This window comes from Methanospirillum hungatei (genome assembly GCF_019263745.1).
Taxonomy (GTDB): domain Archaea; phylum Halobacteriota; class Methanomicrobia; order Methanomicrobiales; family Methanospirillaceae; genus Methanospirillum; species Methanospirillum purgamenti.
Map to the genome: position 1 here is coordinate 405503 of NZ_CP077107.1, position 14518 is coordinate 420020.

At 40.7% G+C, this 14518-nt stretch carries 14 protein-coding genes; 13 read left to right on the plus strand and 1 reads right to left on the minus strand.

Going from position 1 to position 14518, the window contains the following annotated elements; all coding sequences use genetic code 11:
* The first annotated feature begins 225 nt into the window (after positions 1-225).
* The 6 genes from KSK55_RS01980 (at position 226) to KSK55_RS02005 (ending at position 5138) form a co-directional block, all read left to right on the plus strand.
* Complete coding sequence (locus KSK55_RS01980; protein ID WP_214418473.1) at positions 226-552, plus strand: PadR family transcriptional regulator; 327 nt, start codon at positions 226-228, stop codon at positions 550-552.
* On the plus strand, positions 539-1120 hold the full coding sequence (locus tag KSK55_RS01985; protein ID WP_218607974.1) for a DUF1700 domain-containing protein: 582 nt from the start codon (positions 539-541) through the stop codon (positions 1118-1120). Before KSK55_RS01980 ends, KSK55_RS01985 begins: the two co-directional genes overlap by 14 nt.
* Before the next feature lie 53 nt (positions 1121-1173).
* On the plus strand, positions 1174-1872 hold the full coding sequence (locus tag KSK55_RS01990; RefSeq protein ID WP_218607975.1) for a toast rack family protein: 699 nt from the start codon (positions 1174-1176) through the stop codon (positions 1870-1872).
* 95 nt (positions 1873-1967) lie between these two features.
* The gene (locus KSK55_RS01995; RefSeq protein WP_218607976.1) at positions 1968-3215 is read left to right on the plus strand and encodes a COG1361 S-layer family protein; all 1248 of its coding nucleotides are present in this window, start codon (positions 1968-1970) and stop codon (positions 3213-3215) included.
* Positions 3215-4420, plus strand: coding sequence for an ABC transporter permease (locus KSK55_RS02000; protein ID WP_218607977.1), 1206 nt, complete (start codon positions 3215-3217; stop codon positions 4418-4420). The genes KSK55_RS01995 and KSK55_RS02000 overlap by 1 nt, the downstream gene beginning before the upstream one ends.
* Before the next feature lies 1 nt (position 4421).
* Positions 4422-5138 carry an ABC transporter ATP-binding protein gene (locus tag KSK55_RS02005; RefSeq protein ID WP_214418478.1) on the plus strand — a complete coding sequence of 239 codons (717 nt, stop codon included), beginning with the start codon at positions 4422-4424 and terminating at the stop codon, positions 5136-5138.
* Between the two features lie 124 nt (positions 5139-5262).
* On the opposite strand, the gene KSK55_RS02010 is transcribed toward KSK55_RS02005, so the two are convergent.
* Positions 5263-5484 (minus strand): hypothetical protein, encoded by a 222-nt coding sequence (locus KSK55_RS02010; RefSeq protein ID WP_218607978.1) that lies wholly within the window; start codon positions 5482-5484, stop codon positions 5263-5265.
* Positions 5485-5900: 416 nt separating this feature from the next.
* Here KSK55_RS02010 and KSK55_RS02015 point away from each other — a divergent pair, with 416 nt between their 5' ends.
* The 7 genes from KSK55_RS02015 (at position 5901) to acsC (ending at position 14518) form a co-directional block, all read left to right on the plus strand.
* A complete protein-coding gene (locus tag KSK55_RS02015) occupies positions 5901-6680 on the plus strand; it encodes an ATP-binding protein (protein WP_218607979.1) in 780 nt (259 codons plus the stop codon).
* Positions 6677-7459: an ATP-binding protein gene (locus KSK55_RS02020; protein ID WP_218607980.1), complete on the plus strand. Its 783-nt coding sequence runs from the start codon at positions 6677-6679 to the stop codon at positions 7457-7459. Before KSK55_RS02015 ends, KSK55_RS02020 begins: the two co-directional genes overlap by 4 nt.
* A gap of 76 nt (positions 7460-7535) precedes the next feature.
* Entirely contained in the window at positions 7536-9869 is a 2334-nt protein-coding gene (gene cdhA / locus KSK55_RS02025; protein ID WP_256664150.1) for a CO dehydrogenase/acetyl-CoA synthase complex subunit alpha, read from the plus strand.
* A complete protein-coding gene (cdhB, locus tag KSK55_RS02030; protein ID WP_218607982.1) occupies positions 9869-10438 on the plus strand; it encodes a CO dehydrogenase/acetyl-CoA synthase complex subunit epsilon in 570 nt (189 codons plus the stop codon). Before cdhA ends, cdhB begins: the two co-directional genes overlap by 1 nt.
* Positions 10431-11834 (plus strand): CO dehydrogenase/CO-methylating acetyl-CoA synthase complex subunit beta, encoded by a 1404-nt coding sequence (gene cdhC / locus KSK55_RS02035; protein ID WP_218607983.1) that lies wholly within the window; start codon positions 10431-10433, stop codon positions 11832-11834. The genes cdhB and cdhC overlap by 8 nt, the downstream gene beginning before the upstream one ends.
* Positions 11827-13077, plus strand: a complete 1251-nt coding sequence (gene cdhD / locus KSK55_RS02040) for a CO dehydrogenase/acetyl-CoA synthase subunit delta (RefSeq protein WP_218607984.1) — start codon at positions 11827-11829, stop codon at positions 13075-13077. Before cdhC ends, cdhD begins: the two co-directional genes overlap by 8 nt.
* Before the next feature lie 10 nt (positions 13078-13087).
* A complete protein-coding gene (gene acsC, locus KSK55_RS02045) occupies positions 13088-14518 on the plus strand; it encodes an acetyl-CoA decarbonylase/synthase complex subunit gamma (RefSeq protein WP_218607985.1) in 1431 nt (476 codons plus the stop codon).

Consider the following 14518-nt stretch of genomic DNA (forward strand, 5'->3'; position numbering starts at 1 on the left):
AGGAAAAGGTTAGAATATGTCCCATATAAGTGTATCTTAGAGAATTCTTATGAAATTTCATTCATTATCTCCAGTTTTGTCAGGAAATCATTTAATAGGACTATGTACAAGTATTATTCACTATCTTGTAATGCAAGATACCTCAAAAGAAAAGGAAGCTGAAAATTAACAAATGATAGAGGAGTATTTCTGGTCATTTTATTACAGATCTGACGTGGGGAAGGTATGAACGCGCAATTCAAGAAAGGTATTTTGGATATGTGTGTCATGGCGTTGCTTGGTCTACGGGACCGGTATGGATATGAACTGGTTCATGAAATTTCTGAACGGTTTGAGATATCAGAAGGAAGTATCTATCCACTTCTTCGTCGTCTCTTAACAGAAGGATATGTCACCACATATCTCCAGGAATCGGATGAAGGACCTGCAAGAAAGTACTATTCACTTACAAAGCACGGAATTATAGCCCGTGATGAATTAATTCGGGATTGGAATGAATTTTCGGCTGCAGTAAGCGATCTCATCGGAGAAATGACCAATGCAGAAAAATGAATATTTGAGTAAATTAGATTTATCATTATCAGGAATTTCAGAATCTGAAAGAAAGGACATACTTGCAGATTATGTAGAACATTTTGAAATGGGTGTTCTGGATGGTAGAACTGAAGAAGAAATATCTGAATCATTAGGAGATCCCCGGAGTATTGGGAAAGAGTATACCGCGGTATCCCTGGTTAAAAAGGCTGAAAATTCTCCGTCAGCTGGTGGTCTTGGAAGAGCAATACTTGCAACTATTGGTCTTGGACTTTTTAATTTGATAGTTGTACTCATTCCTTTTATTTGTATAATCACAATTCTTGCTGTATTATTAGTTATCGGGTTTTCTTTTTGCTGTGCAGGACCGATTCTCACAGGAGGAGCAGTCCTGGAAATGCTTGGAATTGTCACAGGTATACTCTTTTTCTCAGTACATGCAGCTATATTTTTGGGCATTGGACTCACCTGTCTGGGATTATTAATCATAATCGGAGAATTCTGGCTGGCACGTCTTTTGTATCGTATAGGTATTATATATCTGAAATGGAATATCGCGGTCATTCATGGGAGTGAAAGCATATGATATCATTTCATCCTCCAAATTTGAAACATCTGTTTTGCTGGCTTTTCATTATAATGATACTGAGCTTTGGGATAGGTGGAGTGCTTTTGGTTCTTGAGACAGATAAAAACTATTCCAACCGTGATGGATATTCAGAATTTGTTATTCCCTCTCAGGGAGTTGAGAAAGCCAGGATTAATCTTGCTATAGAAACTGGAACCGTCAATATTTCCGGGCAATCGATGGATGATATACTCTATGGGAAGGTGCATGTCGATACGAAACGTTATCTCCCTCACCTTACTCATTCAGAAACTAATGGAACGGTTAACATAGCTATTGATCGTCCATCAGATCTTTTTCATAATATCATCGGTGGAGAAGAAAGCTGGGAATTTCAGCTTCAAAATCAGACCCCGATAAGTCTTATCCTTTCCATTGCAACAGGGGACATTCGATTACAACCCGGTAATGCACAAATTTCAGAAATGGTTCTTGAATGTGGTGCCGGATCTGTTTTTCTTGATTTGCAGGATTATATGGGAGACACTCTTCCGGTACGGATTGATAATGGAGCTGGAGAAATTACAGTTCTGTTTCCAGAAAAATCTCATGTTTCAGTAGCACTTGAAAGAGCTCTTGGAAATCTAGTAATGTCGGGATTTACAGGAAATGAACATGGATATTATCACGAAACTGATGATCCAAATGCACCTGCCATACATGTGACTATTTCACAAGGAATTGGAGATTTAACCTTAAAAACTATCTAAAATTCAACATAAAACCGATGACCAGAGGATTTCAAATACCGAACAGAAAAGATGGAATAAATGAATAAAGAGTACATAAGTTACGAAAGATCATTATGAATAAAAGTAAAGAATTCAAGAAAATAGGAAGACGATTTTTAATCGGAGCGATTTTCCTATTTATCATCGCATGTATTCTTCCCTTTTCATCAGCCGCACCGCAGGTATCAGTAATCGTGAGTGATTACAAGGTCTCTCCTGCTGTGCTTCTTCCAGGAGAAGAAGGAACACTGACTATTACCTTAAAAAGTATTGCTTCAGGGACAACGACAAGCTCTGTATCGTATGGACTGGATGTCAGCCAGACGACATCCAGTATTACTCCATATATTGACAGTGTGATTTTAAAATCCAAAGATTTTGATATTCTTGGAGGAGATTCTAAATTTGAAGGAAATATTGGACCCGATCAGGCTGTTCCGATTACATTCCTGATTCGTGCACCACAAAAAAGCGGCATGTATTTTCCAGAAGTATGGATACGAGTCCGTGATGGTCAAAGTCTGAAATATCCGGTTCCAGTCAATGTAAACACACAAATATCTGTATTAAGGACTCCTTCTCTTGGACTTGAGAATACTTTTCCAGAACCAGTAAAACCTGGAACAAAAATTGAAGGAACAATTACAATTTCAAATGAAGGATCTACTCAGGCTGATAATATTCGGGTTTTTGTAAATGGCACTCCACCGATGGCGATACCTGCTGGTATTAGTTCTTTTATGATAGATCGTCTTTCTTCAGGTATGTCAAAAGAAAAGAATCTCTCAATACTTATAGATAAAAACACTCCAACCGGAATTATAGAAATACCTGTCAGGATGACCTATGCTCTTCTTGATGGCAGCATCATAGAGGATGCCGGATCTATTGGTCTGGATGTCAGAGGTGAATCAGAGATCAGTATAACATCAGTTGAAACCACACCATCCAGAGTAAAACCTGGAGAACCTTTTGATCTTATTATCCGGGTTCAAAATACCGGAACTGGAGAAGCAAAATCTGTCAGTGCCACAGTAGATCTCCCGATACAGGGTGCAAAAGAGGCTTTTATCGGACGCATTAAATCAGGAAATGATGCCCCTGCAACCTTTGTTCTTGAAGGAACCGAAGCAGGAGAGTACTCCTATCATACGACAATCACGTATGTTGATGACTGGGGTACTCATACTCTGGACAAAGACCTAGTGTTGACTGTTGCAAATGGAGAGGATTCATCTGGTCTTATGATTTTGATTCTCATTCTTCTCATAGCCGGTGCAGGCGGATTCTATTATATGAGGCGTAAAAACGAGGATAACTGATGCTTCTTGACCTCAAGGTTTCATTTTTTTTAGCAGTACGAGGAATTCTTCGGGGAAGTAGGGGGAGCCTTTATCTTACGGTTTTGATCATCGCGATGGTCTTTACCAATATGATCTTCATGCCCTCTATTATCCTCGGATTCATCAAGGTAGCCGAAGATCAGATTATCACCTATCAGACTGGTAATATCCTGATCACTCCACATGAGGATGAACGATATATTGAAGACGTAAACGGGCTGCTTGAGAAGGTAAATCGCATCCCTGGTGTATTACGGGCCTCTCCTCATTATGGAACCGGAGTAACACTCCGGTATAAAGGCAATACCCTTGGTTCTACTGTTGTTGCCATCCGACCAGACGATGAGCGATTGGTAACTGATGTATATCAGAAGATGTTAGATGGACATTATCTTGCTGATGGAGAGCGTGATGAGATAATTATTGGTATTCAGACATCAGGGCATAAAGATGAAAGCCTTGATATGGGAGCGACTCTGGGTTACCTGAAAGCTGGAGATCCTCTTACAGTAGAATATACCAATGGAGTAACTAAGGTCTATCATGTAAAAGGTATCATTGAGACCGGCTCATATTATGCTGATCAGGGGGCTTATATCACCTGGGATGAACTGGAATCTGTATATGGTAAAAAAGTTGATTATGCTACTGATGTTATCATAAAAACTGATCCTGATGCATATGAACCAGATGTAAAAACCCAGATTTATCGATTTGGTGTCCGGGAAAAAGTGCAGACCTGGCAGGATATACTGGAAGAAGCAATGGGCCGGGCGGTTCAGAACTTTGCCATGCTGAATTCAATTACTATTATTGTTTCACTTATTATTGCTATTGTTGTTTTATTCATTGTTATTATGATTAAAACTTTAAACAGTAAAAGACAAATTGGTGTTTTAAAAGCCCTTGGTGTAGAAAAAAATATTATTATTCATAATTATGTTTTCCAAGTTCTCATCCTTACTACTCTTGGAGTTATTGTCGGAACCACCCTGGTTGAAACTATGGTTGCGATACTCACTTTGTATCCATTCCAATTTCCCGATGGAGAAGTTACACCTGTCGTTGCAACTTCAGATTTAATCAATAATACTATCATGCTTTATATAGCTTCATTTATTGCCGGCTATATTCCTGCATGGAGGGTGGCGTCAGAAGATATCCTGACTGCAATGAGGAGCTAATATGATAGTTGCTGAAAACCTGACCCGGACATATGAGATGGGAAAAGTTACCGTTCATGCTTTGCAGGGAGTTTCTCTTACTATTCTGAAAGGTGAATTTGTCGGTATCATGGGTGCAAGTGGTTCAGGAAAATCTACATTACTCCATCTTCTTGGACTTTTAGATAAACCAACCGAAGGAAAGATACTCCTTGGTGGTATTGATGTAAAAACATTGAATGACCGGCAACGGACCAGGTTCAGACTGAAACGACTTGGTTATGTTTTCCAGGATTATGCTCTGGTTCCAGAATTAACTGTGGAAGAAAATGTGTACCTGACCTCGATGATCCGAGGGACATCAAAAGAGGAATATCAGAGACAGACATTACAAATCCTTGATCGGATAGGTCTTTCTGATCGTCTGACTCATAAGCATAATGAATTATCGGGAGGACAGCAACAGCGGGTTGCTATTGCACGGGCCATGGTAAATAAACCGGAAATCCTCTTTGCAGATGAGCCATGTGCAAATCTAGATTCTGAAAGTTCACGAAATGTTTTGGATTTATTTAAACAAATTAACAAAGAGATGTCCCAGACTATCGTGATGGTTTCTCATGAGGACTGGCACATGGAATATTTTGACCGGGTAATAATACTTCGTGATGGAAAAATTGTCTCTGATGGACCCCCACCTGATGAAATCCTGGAAAGAGCATGTAAATATGGAGTATAAGGCAAATTTCCTCATAATATCAGAAATTATGGTTGATACAGTATGGTGCAAATCGTTATAATTTTTAGATATGCGTCATCATACTTCAAATATTCCAAAATCTATCTTTTTCCACGATAATCAGTTACAGGAATTTATCTAATAATCTGGTAATCATACTCATTTCTTCATTACTTAATTCAATGGCTGGAAGTGCAGTTTTTATGAGAGATTCTACGGCTTTTTTTCCTTCCGGGGTTCTGACCATCTTTTGAATGGTTTTTATTCCTTCAGGAGATGAAATAAAGTCCATAATCATCTTCTGACCTTCTGGTGAAGAAAGAAATTGTTTGGCCATGTCTTCCATTCCGAACATGGAGGTTTAATTGATTTAAAAATATTAGTACATTACGATATTATCATTGATGTATATGATAATACAATGTCTCTTTCCGATATTATTGAAAAAAGAAAATAAATCCTAGTCTACACGGGGAAGGAGTACAATAAATTTTCCAGATTCCATATTATCATTTCCGGGGGAACACGCTAATATCCATCTCTTCCGAGTAAATTTCTATTTACTAACCATTTTTTCTTAGACGAATTACAAATTCGGAATGCTATATGTCTGATTACTAGAACAAATTTAGCTTTGGACTCTGAAATTTTTTTCAAGAGGCCATCTTTTGATTGATAAACAAAAAATATAAATGATCGGACCATGAGTGATGATAAGATTCGTTCGATGTCATCAGTATTCATTAACCGAGGTCACAGGATATGAAAATAGCCATTACAGGGAAAGGAGGAGTGGGAAAGACATTCATTTCCGGAACACTAGCCTGTCAATATGCTTCTACTGGTCACACGACCATTGCTATCGATGCTGATACATCACCAAACCTTGGTCTGACACTGGGCATGACGGAATCTGATCTTGATAAGATCATACCCATAGCAGAAAATACCTCAATCATTGAAGAAAAGACCAAAACCGACTATCCTGGAGTCTTTAAACTCGTCTTTACCGTGGATGATATCATCACAAACCAGTCTGTTCAGACACCTTGCGGAGTATCCCTTCTGGTCATGGGTACTGTCAAGTCGATGGGTTCAGGGTGTGCCTGCCCGGCAAACAGTGTAATCAGGAATCTTATCGGACATATGATAACTGAAACCGATGAGATCATTATTATGGACATGGAAGCCGGGATTGAGCATCTTGGAAGAGGTACGGCTGAACATGTCGATGTGATGCTTATCGTTACCGATGCACATCAGGCTTCTCTTTTAACTGCGGAGCGTATAGCCCGTCTTGCAAGAGAAGGAGGGATTCCACGAATTGCTCTCGTCGCAAACCGGGTAAGGGGAGAGGAATCATTCACTCACATTTCTAATATGGCAATATCGCTCCATGTACCACTTGCTGCTGTCATTCCCTACGATGAGGAGATCGTTAGTGCCGGAGTCAGGGGTATATCACCGGTCTATTGTAATACTCCGGCAACTCAGGCAATTTCTAACCTTCTCTATTGGATTGAAGGAGCATTAGAATCATGAAGACAATAGTGATCATGGGGCGGGGAGGAACCGGCAAAACCTCCTTTGTAAGTCTTATTGCCGATTACTTTATTAGAACACAGCAGACACCCCTCCTCCTTGTAGATCTTGATCCTGATCAAAGTCTTGGAGAGATGATTGGAATAGATCTTAGAACGGAAGGGAAAAAGACCATTGCAGAACTTTTGGAAGAAACCTTTATTGAAAAAGGAGGAACCACAATAGGAATTCCACCATCCAAACGGATTGAACACAAAATTTGGGAGGAGGGTATGTATGAAGGAGAGAAATTAGATTTTATTGCAATAGGGACAAAATGGGTTGAAGGATGCTATTGTATGCCTGATGCAGCCCTCCGAGATGCTTTAAGTCGATTAATAAAACAATATCGTTATGTAATTATCGATGCACCGGGAGGGTTGGAACATCTAAACAGAAGAGTTGCTGTTAAGGTTGATGATATAATTGATGTTCTTGGACCATCTGCAAAATCTTTTGCACATCTTGAACGGGCAAAACGGGTAGCAGAAGAGAGTGGCGTTATATATTCCCGGTTTTTATCAGTTGGAGGATTTTTATTCCCTGAAAATCTCACAGAACGTGCGAAAAACATTCCTGATGTGAAATACCTTGGTAAGATTGCATATGATCAGGCCGTAGCTGAAAAAACAATATCTGGAGATCCGGTATTTGGATTAGATCCCACAAATCCTGGGCCGGTTTCTGTTATGAATATACTTACTGTTGCAGGATATATGATCAACGAACAAAAATCTTAAACCATCCAGGCTATCCAATAATAGGAAACAACTCTCCGGCCGGATTCCTGTGAACAGAAAAAATATTCATATACACTTGAGCGAAGCGGAAAGCTCGACTGGATCTTTAAAGGGTCTGGATATACAGATCGGAAAAATTAAAGGAGAACAGTGGGCTGAAATAGAAGGTCCAACTTCATTTCCAGATCATACTGATCTTCGGTCCTGGGATCGGATTCTTCTATCTCGATATAAACCACTTTATCTCCCATTTTGTGATCTCTGCTGTTTATGTACCTATGGAAAGTGTGATCTTTCCGGAGGAAAACGTGGAGCATGTGGGATCAGCATGGAAGCCCAGCAATCTAGGATAGTATTACTGGCTGCCTGCATTGGAGCTGCAACTCATATCAGTCATGGAAGACATCTTGTCAACCATCTTATCGAAACACATGGAAGAAATACCCCCATTAATGTCGGGGGGACAAATGTAGATGTTGAAGCTCCTATGATTCGTCTGGTCTGTGGGATTAAACCTAAAACTCTTGCAGATCTTGAAACGGTTCTGGATTATCTTGAAACCCAGGTCACTGAGCTATTAGCGGCAGCCCATACCGGACAGGAAAGTGATCCACTTGATTTTGAATCAAAGGTATTCCATGCCGGCATGCTTGATCATGTTGGCCTTGAGTTAGCAGATTTAACTCAGATATCAGTCTTTGATTTTCCTAAAGCAGATCCTCAGGCAGAACTGGTCAACCTCGGACTTGGAACCATTGATTCAGAAAAACCGGTTATTCTGGTTATCGGGCATAATGTTCCACCGGCTATAGATATTATCCAATATACAAAAGAACACAATCTTTCAGGAACAATTGAGGTAACTGGTATCTGTTGTACGGCTATCGATCTAACCCGGTATGATCCTGATGCGAAAATTGTTGGCCCGATATCCTGGCAACTTCGTTACATCCGAAGCGGCGTTCCTGACTTTATTGTTGTTGATGAGCAATGTGTCAGGGCTGATCTCTTAATTGAAGCAGGAAATATTCAGGCACCACTTGTAGCAACCAGTTCAAAAAACTGTGCAGGACTGGTTGATAGAACGGATGATAATCCTGATCAGATAGTTGCAGACCTTATATCAGGAGCTGTTCCAGGGGTTCTCATTCTTGATCCGAAGAAAGTGGGAGAAGTAGCCGTCAGGGCTGCAATTCAATCTCATGAAATAAGAAAGACGATAAAAACTTCAAAAATTCCTACATTAGAAGAACTTATCGAATATGCAAAATTCTGTGGCGGATGTATGGAATGCACACGGGCATGTCCAAATGAGACTCCGATTCCGGATGCGATGAAACAGGCAGCCACAGGGGATATCACATTATTGGCTGAGATTTATCAATCCTGTATCGGATGTGGGAGGTGTGAGGATGTATGTATTAAAAACATACCTGTCCATAATGCTCTGGTTGCAGCAGCCCGGGATATTGTTACTTCAGAAAAGTATACCGTTCGTGCTGGCAGAGGAGCCATCCAGGATATTGAGATCAGAGAAGTAGGTGGGCCAATTGTATTAGGAGAGATCCCTGGAGTTGTCGCATTTGTCGGATGTGCAAATTTTCCGAATGGTGTATCAGAAGTTGCTGAAATGGCACGGGAATTTGCAAAACGCAGATATATTTCCGTAGCATCCGGGTGTTCAGCGATGGCTATCGGAATGTATCGAAATGAGGATGGTCAGACACCATATGAAGAATTTCATGGACGATTTGATGCAGGAGGAATTGTCAATGTTGGATCCTGTGTTTCGAATGCACATATATCCGGGGCTGCTATAAAAATTGCTAGTATTTTTGCTAAACGAAATCTCCGGGGGAACTATGAGGAGATTGCAGATTACGTGTATAATCGGGTTGGTGCGGTAGGTATTGCGTGGGGAGCAATGTCTCAAAAAGCCGCTGCAATTGCAGCAGGATTCTGGAGGCTTGGAATTCCAGTAATTGTCGGCCCTCATGGTGCAAAATATCGTCGGATGCTTCTTGGAAGAAAAGATAATGAAGCGAATTGGTTTGTATACGACACACGAACAGGGGAAAAGGTTCAGGTTGGTCCGGTTCCTGAACATCTTTTCATAAGCGCTGAAACCAAGGAAGAGGCGATGGTTCTTATTGCAAAATTGTGTATGAGGCCAAATGACACATCACGGGGAAGATCCATGAAATTGACCCATTATATAGATCTCCATAAACGATTGTATGGAATCATACCCGATGATGTTCATTTGTTTATCCGTTCATCTTCTGATATACCAATTACAATGAAAGAGGAACTCATTTCAATTTTAAAAGAGAAGGGATTTAAAGACCAAAAAATTCCAGATCCGACTCTTCTCAAATCACAAATACGATCTCAGAAAGGGGGCAATTGATGGCAGGTCAGGATCCATGGATTCGGGCTGAGATGGGTGGGACAAAACAGGCATCAATAATTTCTAAACCTGAAGTTTTATCAGCACTAATGAAAAAAGCCAATCACCCCATTTTTTTAATTGGCTCTGAATCAATTACAGATAATAAACAATCTGACCTTCTTATTACCTTAATAAAAACCCTGAAAGAAAAATGGAACGTTCCAGTTATATCTACTGCTCATATAACAGGTACCCTAATTTCACGAGGACTGGTTCCAAATGCATCGATGGGGAGCATGGAAATTATAGATCGATTATGCGACAATAAGTGGCAAGGTCTTGATGGGAAAGGACAGTATGATCTGGTAATCCTTGCAGGATTTTCTTACACATTAGGATCTCTTTTACTATCCGGACTTAAACAATGTGCCTGGAATACCAAAAAAATCTCTCTGGATCCAAAATATCACCCCCATGCAACATGGTCATATGGTAATATGAAGTTCGAAAACTGGCAAAAGGAGATTGAACGGTTTGTCGATATCATAAAGACAGATAAGAAAAATATGGAGGAATCTCATGTTTGAAGATATCCCTGTTGAAGTGGGATTAATCCATGAAGGAGAACGTATCCGAAAGGAGGAGATGAGAGTTGAACTTGGGGGACCAAAAGTATCTGAAAAATTTGAACTCGTCCTAGTGAAGGATAATGAACGGGTTGTTGATGGTTCAATATCAGTGATTGGTACCGACCTTTCCGCTTTAGAGGAGGGAAAAAGTTATCCCTTTGGTATCCTTGTTGAAGTATCCGGTGAAAAACTTGAAGAAGACCTTGAAGGAGTTTTTGAGCGAAGAATCCATGAATACCTCAATTATATCCAGGGAGTCATGCATTTAAACCAACGATATGACATCTGGGTACGGGTTGGAAAAAAAGCCTTTACCAAAGGCCTTACCTCTTTTGATCAAATTGGACGTGTATTGATAAGCCTTTATAAAAGTGAACTTCCAATAATAGAAAAAATTCAAATAACCTTTTTTACCGGAGGAGAAGAATTTCAACGGTATTATTCTCTTGCACGGGATCGGTATGAAACCAGGGATGCACGAGCGAGAGGACTCCTGGATGAAGAGGTGGATACCTTTTATGGTTGTGCATTGTGTCAGTCTTTTGCCCCTTCTCATATCTGTGTCATAACTCCCCAGCGGTACGCTAACTGTGGAGCGATCAGTTGGTTTGATGGCCGGGCAGCAGCTCGGATGGATCCTGAAGGTCCGATTTTTCCAATTTCTAAAGGAGATTATCTTGATCCTGAACATGGAGAATATTCAGGAATTAATGAACATGCATCAAAACGTTCCATGGGTGAAGTAAACCGGGTATGGCTTTATTCTGCTTTTGGATATCCACATACCTCATGTGGGTGTTTTGAAGCAATTGCTTTTTACATTCCAGAAGTAGAAGGTTTTGGAATCGTTCATCGACGGTTTGCAGGACCAACAGTAAATGGATTAGCTTTTTCTACTCTTGCGGACTCAACGGCCGGAGGCAGACAGGTCGAAGGGTTTCATGGCATCTCCCTTGAATATATGAGATCTGTGAAATTCTTACAGGCAGATGGAGGATGGAATACTATAGTCTGGATACCTGCAGAGATTAAGGATTTGCTCGCCGGCATTATTCCGGTTGAGATCGCAGATGCAATTGCTACCGAAAAAGATGCTTTGGATATTGATACGCTCAAATCATTTCTTACATCACACCGACATCCGGTTGTATCAAAGTGGATAGTTCCTGTAGAAAAAGAAGAAGAATCACCAGATTTTAGTTCACCTGTTCCGGTAATGTCAATTGGAGAACTTCCCCTGATGGCTGGTGGAGTAAAAATAATCCTGAAAAATGCCAGGATATATGCTGACCGGATTATTATACAGCCGGCTCAAGATTATCAGATAAAACAGAAAGGAGGGCGACATGACTGACTCTGAAAAGGCTGATATTTCACGCCTGATACAACTATTAGGTCCTGGTATTTTGGATGTTTTATCCGGAAAACAGATTGAATTAGAGCATGTCGAACTTGAACTTGGTGAACTGGAGCTGTGGCTTCCTCTTGGTGGAGGGGTACAGGTACATCAAGTACCTACAGATTACTCAAATCTCCAAAAAAATCCTGAAGAGAGAAAATATATCCGCCCTGACTCTTTATTAGAAGATTCCTTTCAACTTCAGGATGATTGTTTCCCTGCAAAAATCAGAGAGATTACTCTGGGAGCTACAAGATCTGAAGGCGGGACTAGAGATAATACAGTAACGGTTGGAGGATCATCCTCACTTCCTTTTCATAATCCTCATTCACTTCCACCCCATCCTCCGGTAATTTCTTTGGATGTCTTTGATACCGCAGTTTCGATGCCAAAAGCTCTGAAGAATCATTTGACAGATGTAATGGATGATCCTGCATCCTGGGCAAAACAAAATGTTGAGCAGTATGGAGCGGATATGATAACCGTTCATCTGCTTTCAACCGATCCCTTAATTCAGGATAAATCTCCTAAAGATGCTGCAAAAACAGTAGAAGAGGTATTACAGGCAGTAAAAGTTCCTCTTATAATCGGAGGATGTGGAGATCCAAAGAAAGATGCAAAAACCTTCACCGAAATAGCTGAGATGGCAGAAGGAGATAGGCTTCTTTTAAATTCAGTGACGACAGATATGGCAGATGCAAAAACCCTGGAACCGGTTTGTACTGCAGCAGATAAATATGGCCATTGTTTACTGGGATTTACCGGTCTTGATCTGAACAGTGCGAAAGAGCTGAATCGCAGAATATATCAATATTTCCCGGCTGATCGACTGCTCATGGATCTTACCACCGTAGCTCTTGGATATGGCCTTGAATATTCATTTTCTATTCACGAACGTGCAAGGATGGCAGCACTAATGGGAGATGCAGAACTCCAACATCCAACGCTCTCTGCCTGTACTAATGCCTGGTCTGCCCGGGAAGCGTGGATGGATTTAGGGCCATTATTTGGAAAGAATGATCTCCGTGGTCCACTTTGGGAGACGATTGGTGGATTAACACTCCTACTTGCTGGTGTGGATCTCTTTTTAATGATGCATCCACTGGCAGTTTCAACATTAAAGGATGTCGCAGGAAAACTCATCAAACATTCTCACACAACTCCAGATCAGGCAGACTGGGTATCTATGAAAATATGAGGTGAGCAGGATGGAAAAAGAACATAAAAAAGGCATTCGAGAAATAAGCCCGATTGATGTCTATAAACTCCTGCCACGAACTAATTGTGGTGAGTGTGGAGAAGCCAATTGTATGGCTTTTGCAACAAAAGTTGTCAACGGTGAAACTAGTATAGTCAATTGTCCTCCACTTTACACTCAAAAATATTCAAAGGAACTTGATAAACTGGAGGAATTGTTGGCACCGCTGGTTCAGAGTGTATCCTTTGGAACCGGAGGAAATGCCATCACTATCGGTGGAAAACATGTCCTTTTCAGACATGAATTTACTTATCAGAATCCCACGCCAATTGCCATTGATCTCTCTGATGATATGGCACCTGATGTCATTTCTTCACGAATTAAGAGAGTAATAGATTTTTCTTATCCCTATATTGGAAGACCATTAAAACTAGACTCCCTGGCACTTCGGTCGGTAACAAAAGATCCGACACGATTCAGGGAACTTGTTCAGATCGTGTGTAATTCCTGTCAAATTCCTCTTATTCTCTGTAGTACTGAACCTGATATTATCGCTACCGGGCTTTCAGTATGTGCTGAGAGAAAACCGCTCATTTTCGCAATCACAAAAGAAAATTGGGAGACTATGGGAGAACTTGTCCTCCGTTATTCTTGTCCGGTAGTAGTCTCTGCTCCAGGTGATCTTTCTCTTTTACGATCGCTAGTAAAAACACTCAAAGAATGGGGCATTGATCAGATGGTACTAGATCCAGGAACATATCATAGTGATCAGATTGGAAAGACTATTTTTCAGAATACTGCTATTCGAAAAGCAGCCTGCAAAGACTTTGATCCACTTTTTGGTTATCCGATTCTTGGAACTCCAATATCTGTCTGGAATGGTCAGGAATTATCAGAAGAACTGAACCGATGGCAGGAAGCGTACCTTGCATCAATGCTCATCACCAGATATGCTGATCTGCTCATTATGCACAGCCTGGAAGGATGGGTTCTTCTTCCCCAGTTGATCTGGCGGTTTGGTATATATACCGATCCAAGAAAACCAGTATCTGTCGATCCTGGTGTTCGGACATTTGGTAATCCTGATAAAAATTCACCCGTACTTATCACATCCAATTATGCCTTAACATTCTTTACAGTAGAATCTGATATTAAAACGGCGAAAATTGACAGCTTTTTAATTGTTATTGATACCGGAGGACTTTCTGTAGAAGCGGCAGTTGCCGGTAGATATCTCTCTGCTGTAAAGATTGCTGATTCTATTCGGGATATGAATGTTGGAGATCTTGTAATTCACCGATATCTGATAATTCCCGGCCTTGCTGCACGTTTATCCGGAGAAACTGAAGAAGAGACTGGATGGAGAGTACTGGTAGGTCCACGTGATTCTTCTGGAATTGGCCAGATGATCAGGGAACGATGGCCTCCTACGGAAGAATAA

Bases quoted from the DNA above. Each gene is read 5' to 3' on its own strand.
- KSK55_RS01985 (WP_218607974.1), top strand. From the start codon at position 539: ATGCAGAAAAATGAATATTTGAGTAAATTAGATTTATCATTATCAGGA.
- KSK55_RS02000 (WP_218607977.1), top strand. From the start codon at position 3,215: ATGCTTCTTGACCTCAAGGTTTCATTTTTTTTAGCAGTACGAGGAATT.
- KSK55_RS01995 (WP_218607976.1), top strand. From the start codon at position 1,968: ATGAATAAAAGTAAAGAATTCAAGAAAATAGGAAGACGATTTTTAATC.
- KSK55_RS01980 (WP_214418473.1), top strand. From the start codon at position 226: ATGAACGCGCAATTCAAGAAAGGTATTTTGGATATGTGTGTCATGGCG.
- KSK55_RS01990 (WP_218607975.1), top strand. From the start codon at position 1,174: ATGATACTGAGCTTTGGGATAGGTGGAGTGCTTTTGGTTCTTGAGACA.
- KSK55_RS02005 (WP_214418478.1), top strand. From the start codon at position 4,422: ATGATAGTTGCTGAAAACCTGACCCGGACATATGAGATGGGAAAAGTT.
- KSK55_RS02010 (WP_218607978.1), bottom strand. From the start codon at position 5,484: ATGGAAGACATGGCCAAACAATTTCTTTCTTCACCAGAAGGTCAGAAG.
- KSK55_RS02020 (WP_218607980.1), top strand. From the start codon at position 6,677: ATGAAGACAATAGTGATCATGGGGCGGGGAGGAACCGGCAAAACCTCC.
- cdhC (WP_218607983.1), top strand. From the start codon at position 10,431: ATGTTTGAAGATATCCCTGTTGAAGTGGGATTAATCCATGAAGGAGAA.
- cdhD (WP_218607984.1), top strand. From the start codon at position 11,827: ATGACTGACTCTGAAAAGGCTGATATTTCACGCCTGATACAACTATTA.
- cdhB (WP_218607982.1), top strand. From the start codon at position 9,869: ATGGCAGGTCAGGATCCATGGATTCGGGCTGAGATGGGTGGGACAAAA.
- KSK55_RS02015 (WP_218607979.1), top strand. From the start codon at position 5,901: ATGAAAATAGCCATTACAGGGAAAGGAGGAGTGGGAAAGACATTCATT.
- acsC (WP_218607985.1), top strand. From the start codon at position 13,088: ATGGAAAAAGAACATAAAAAAGGCATTCGAGAAATAAGCCCGATTGAT.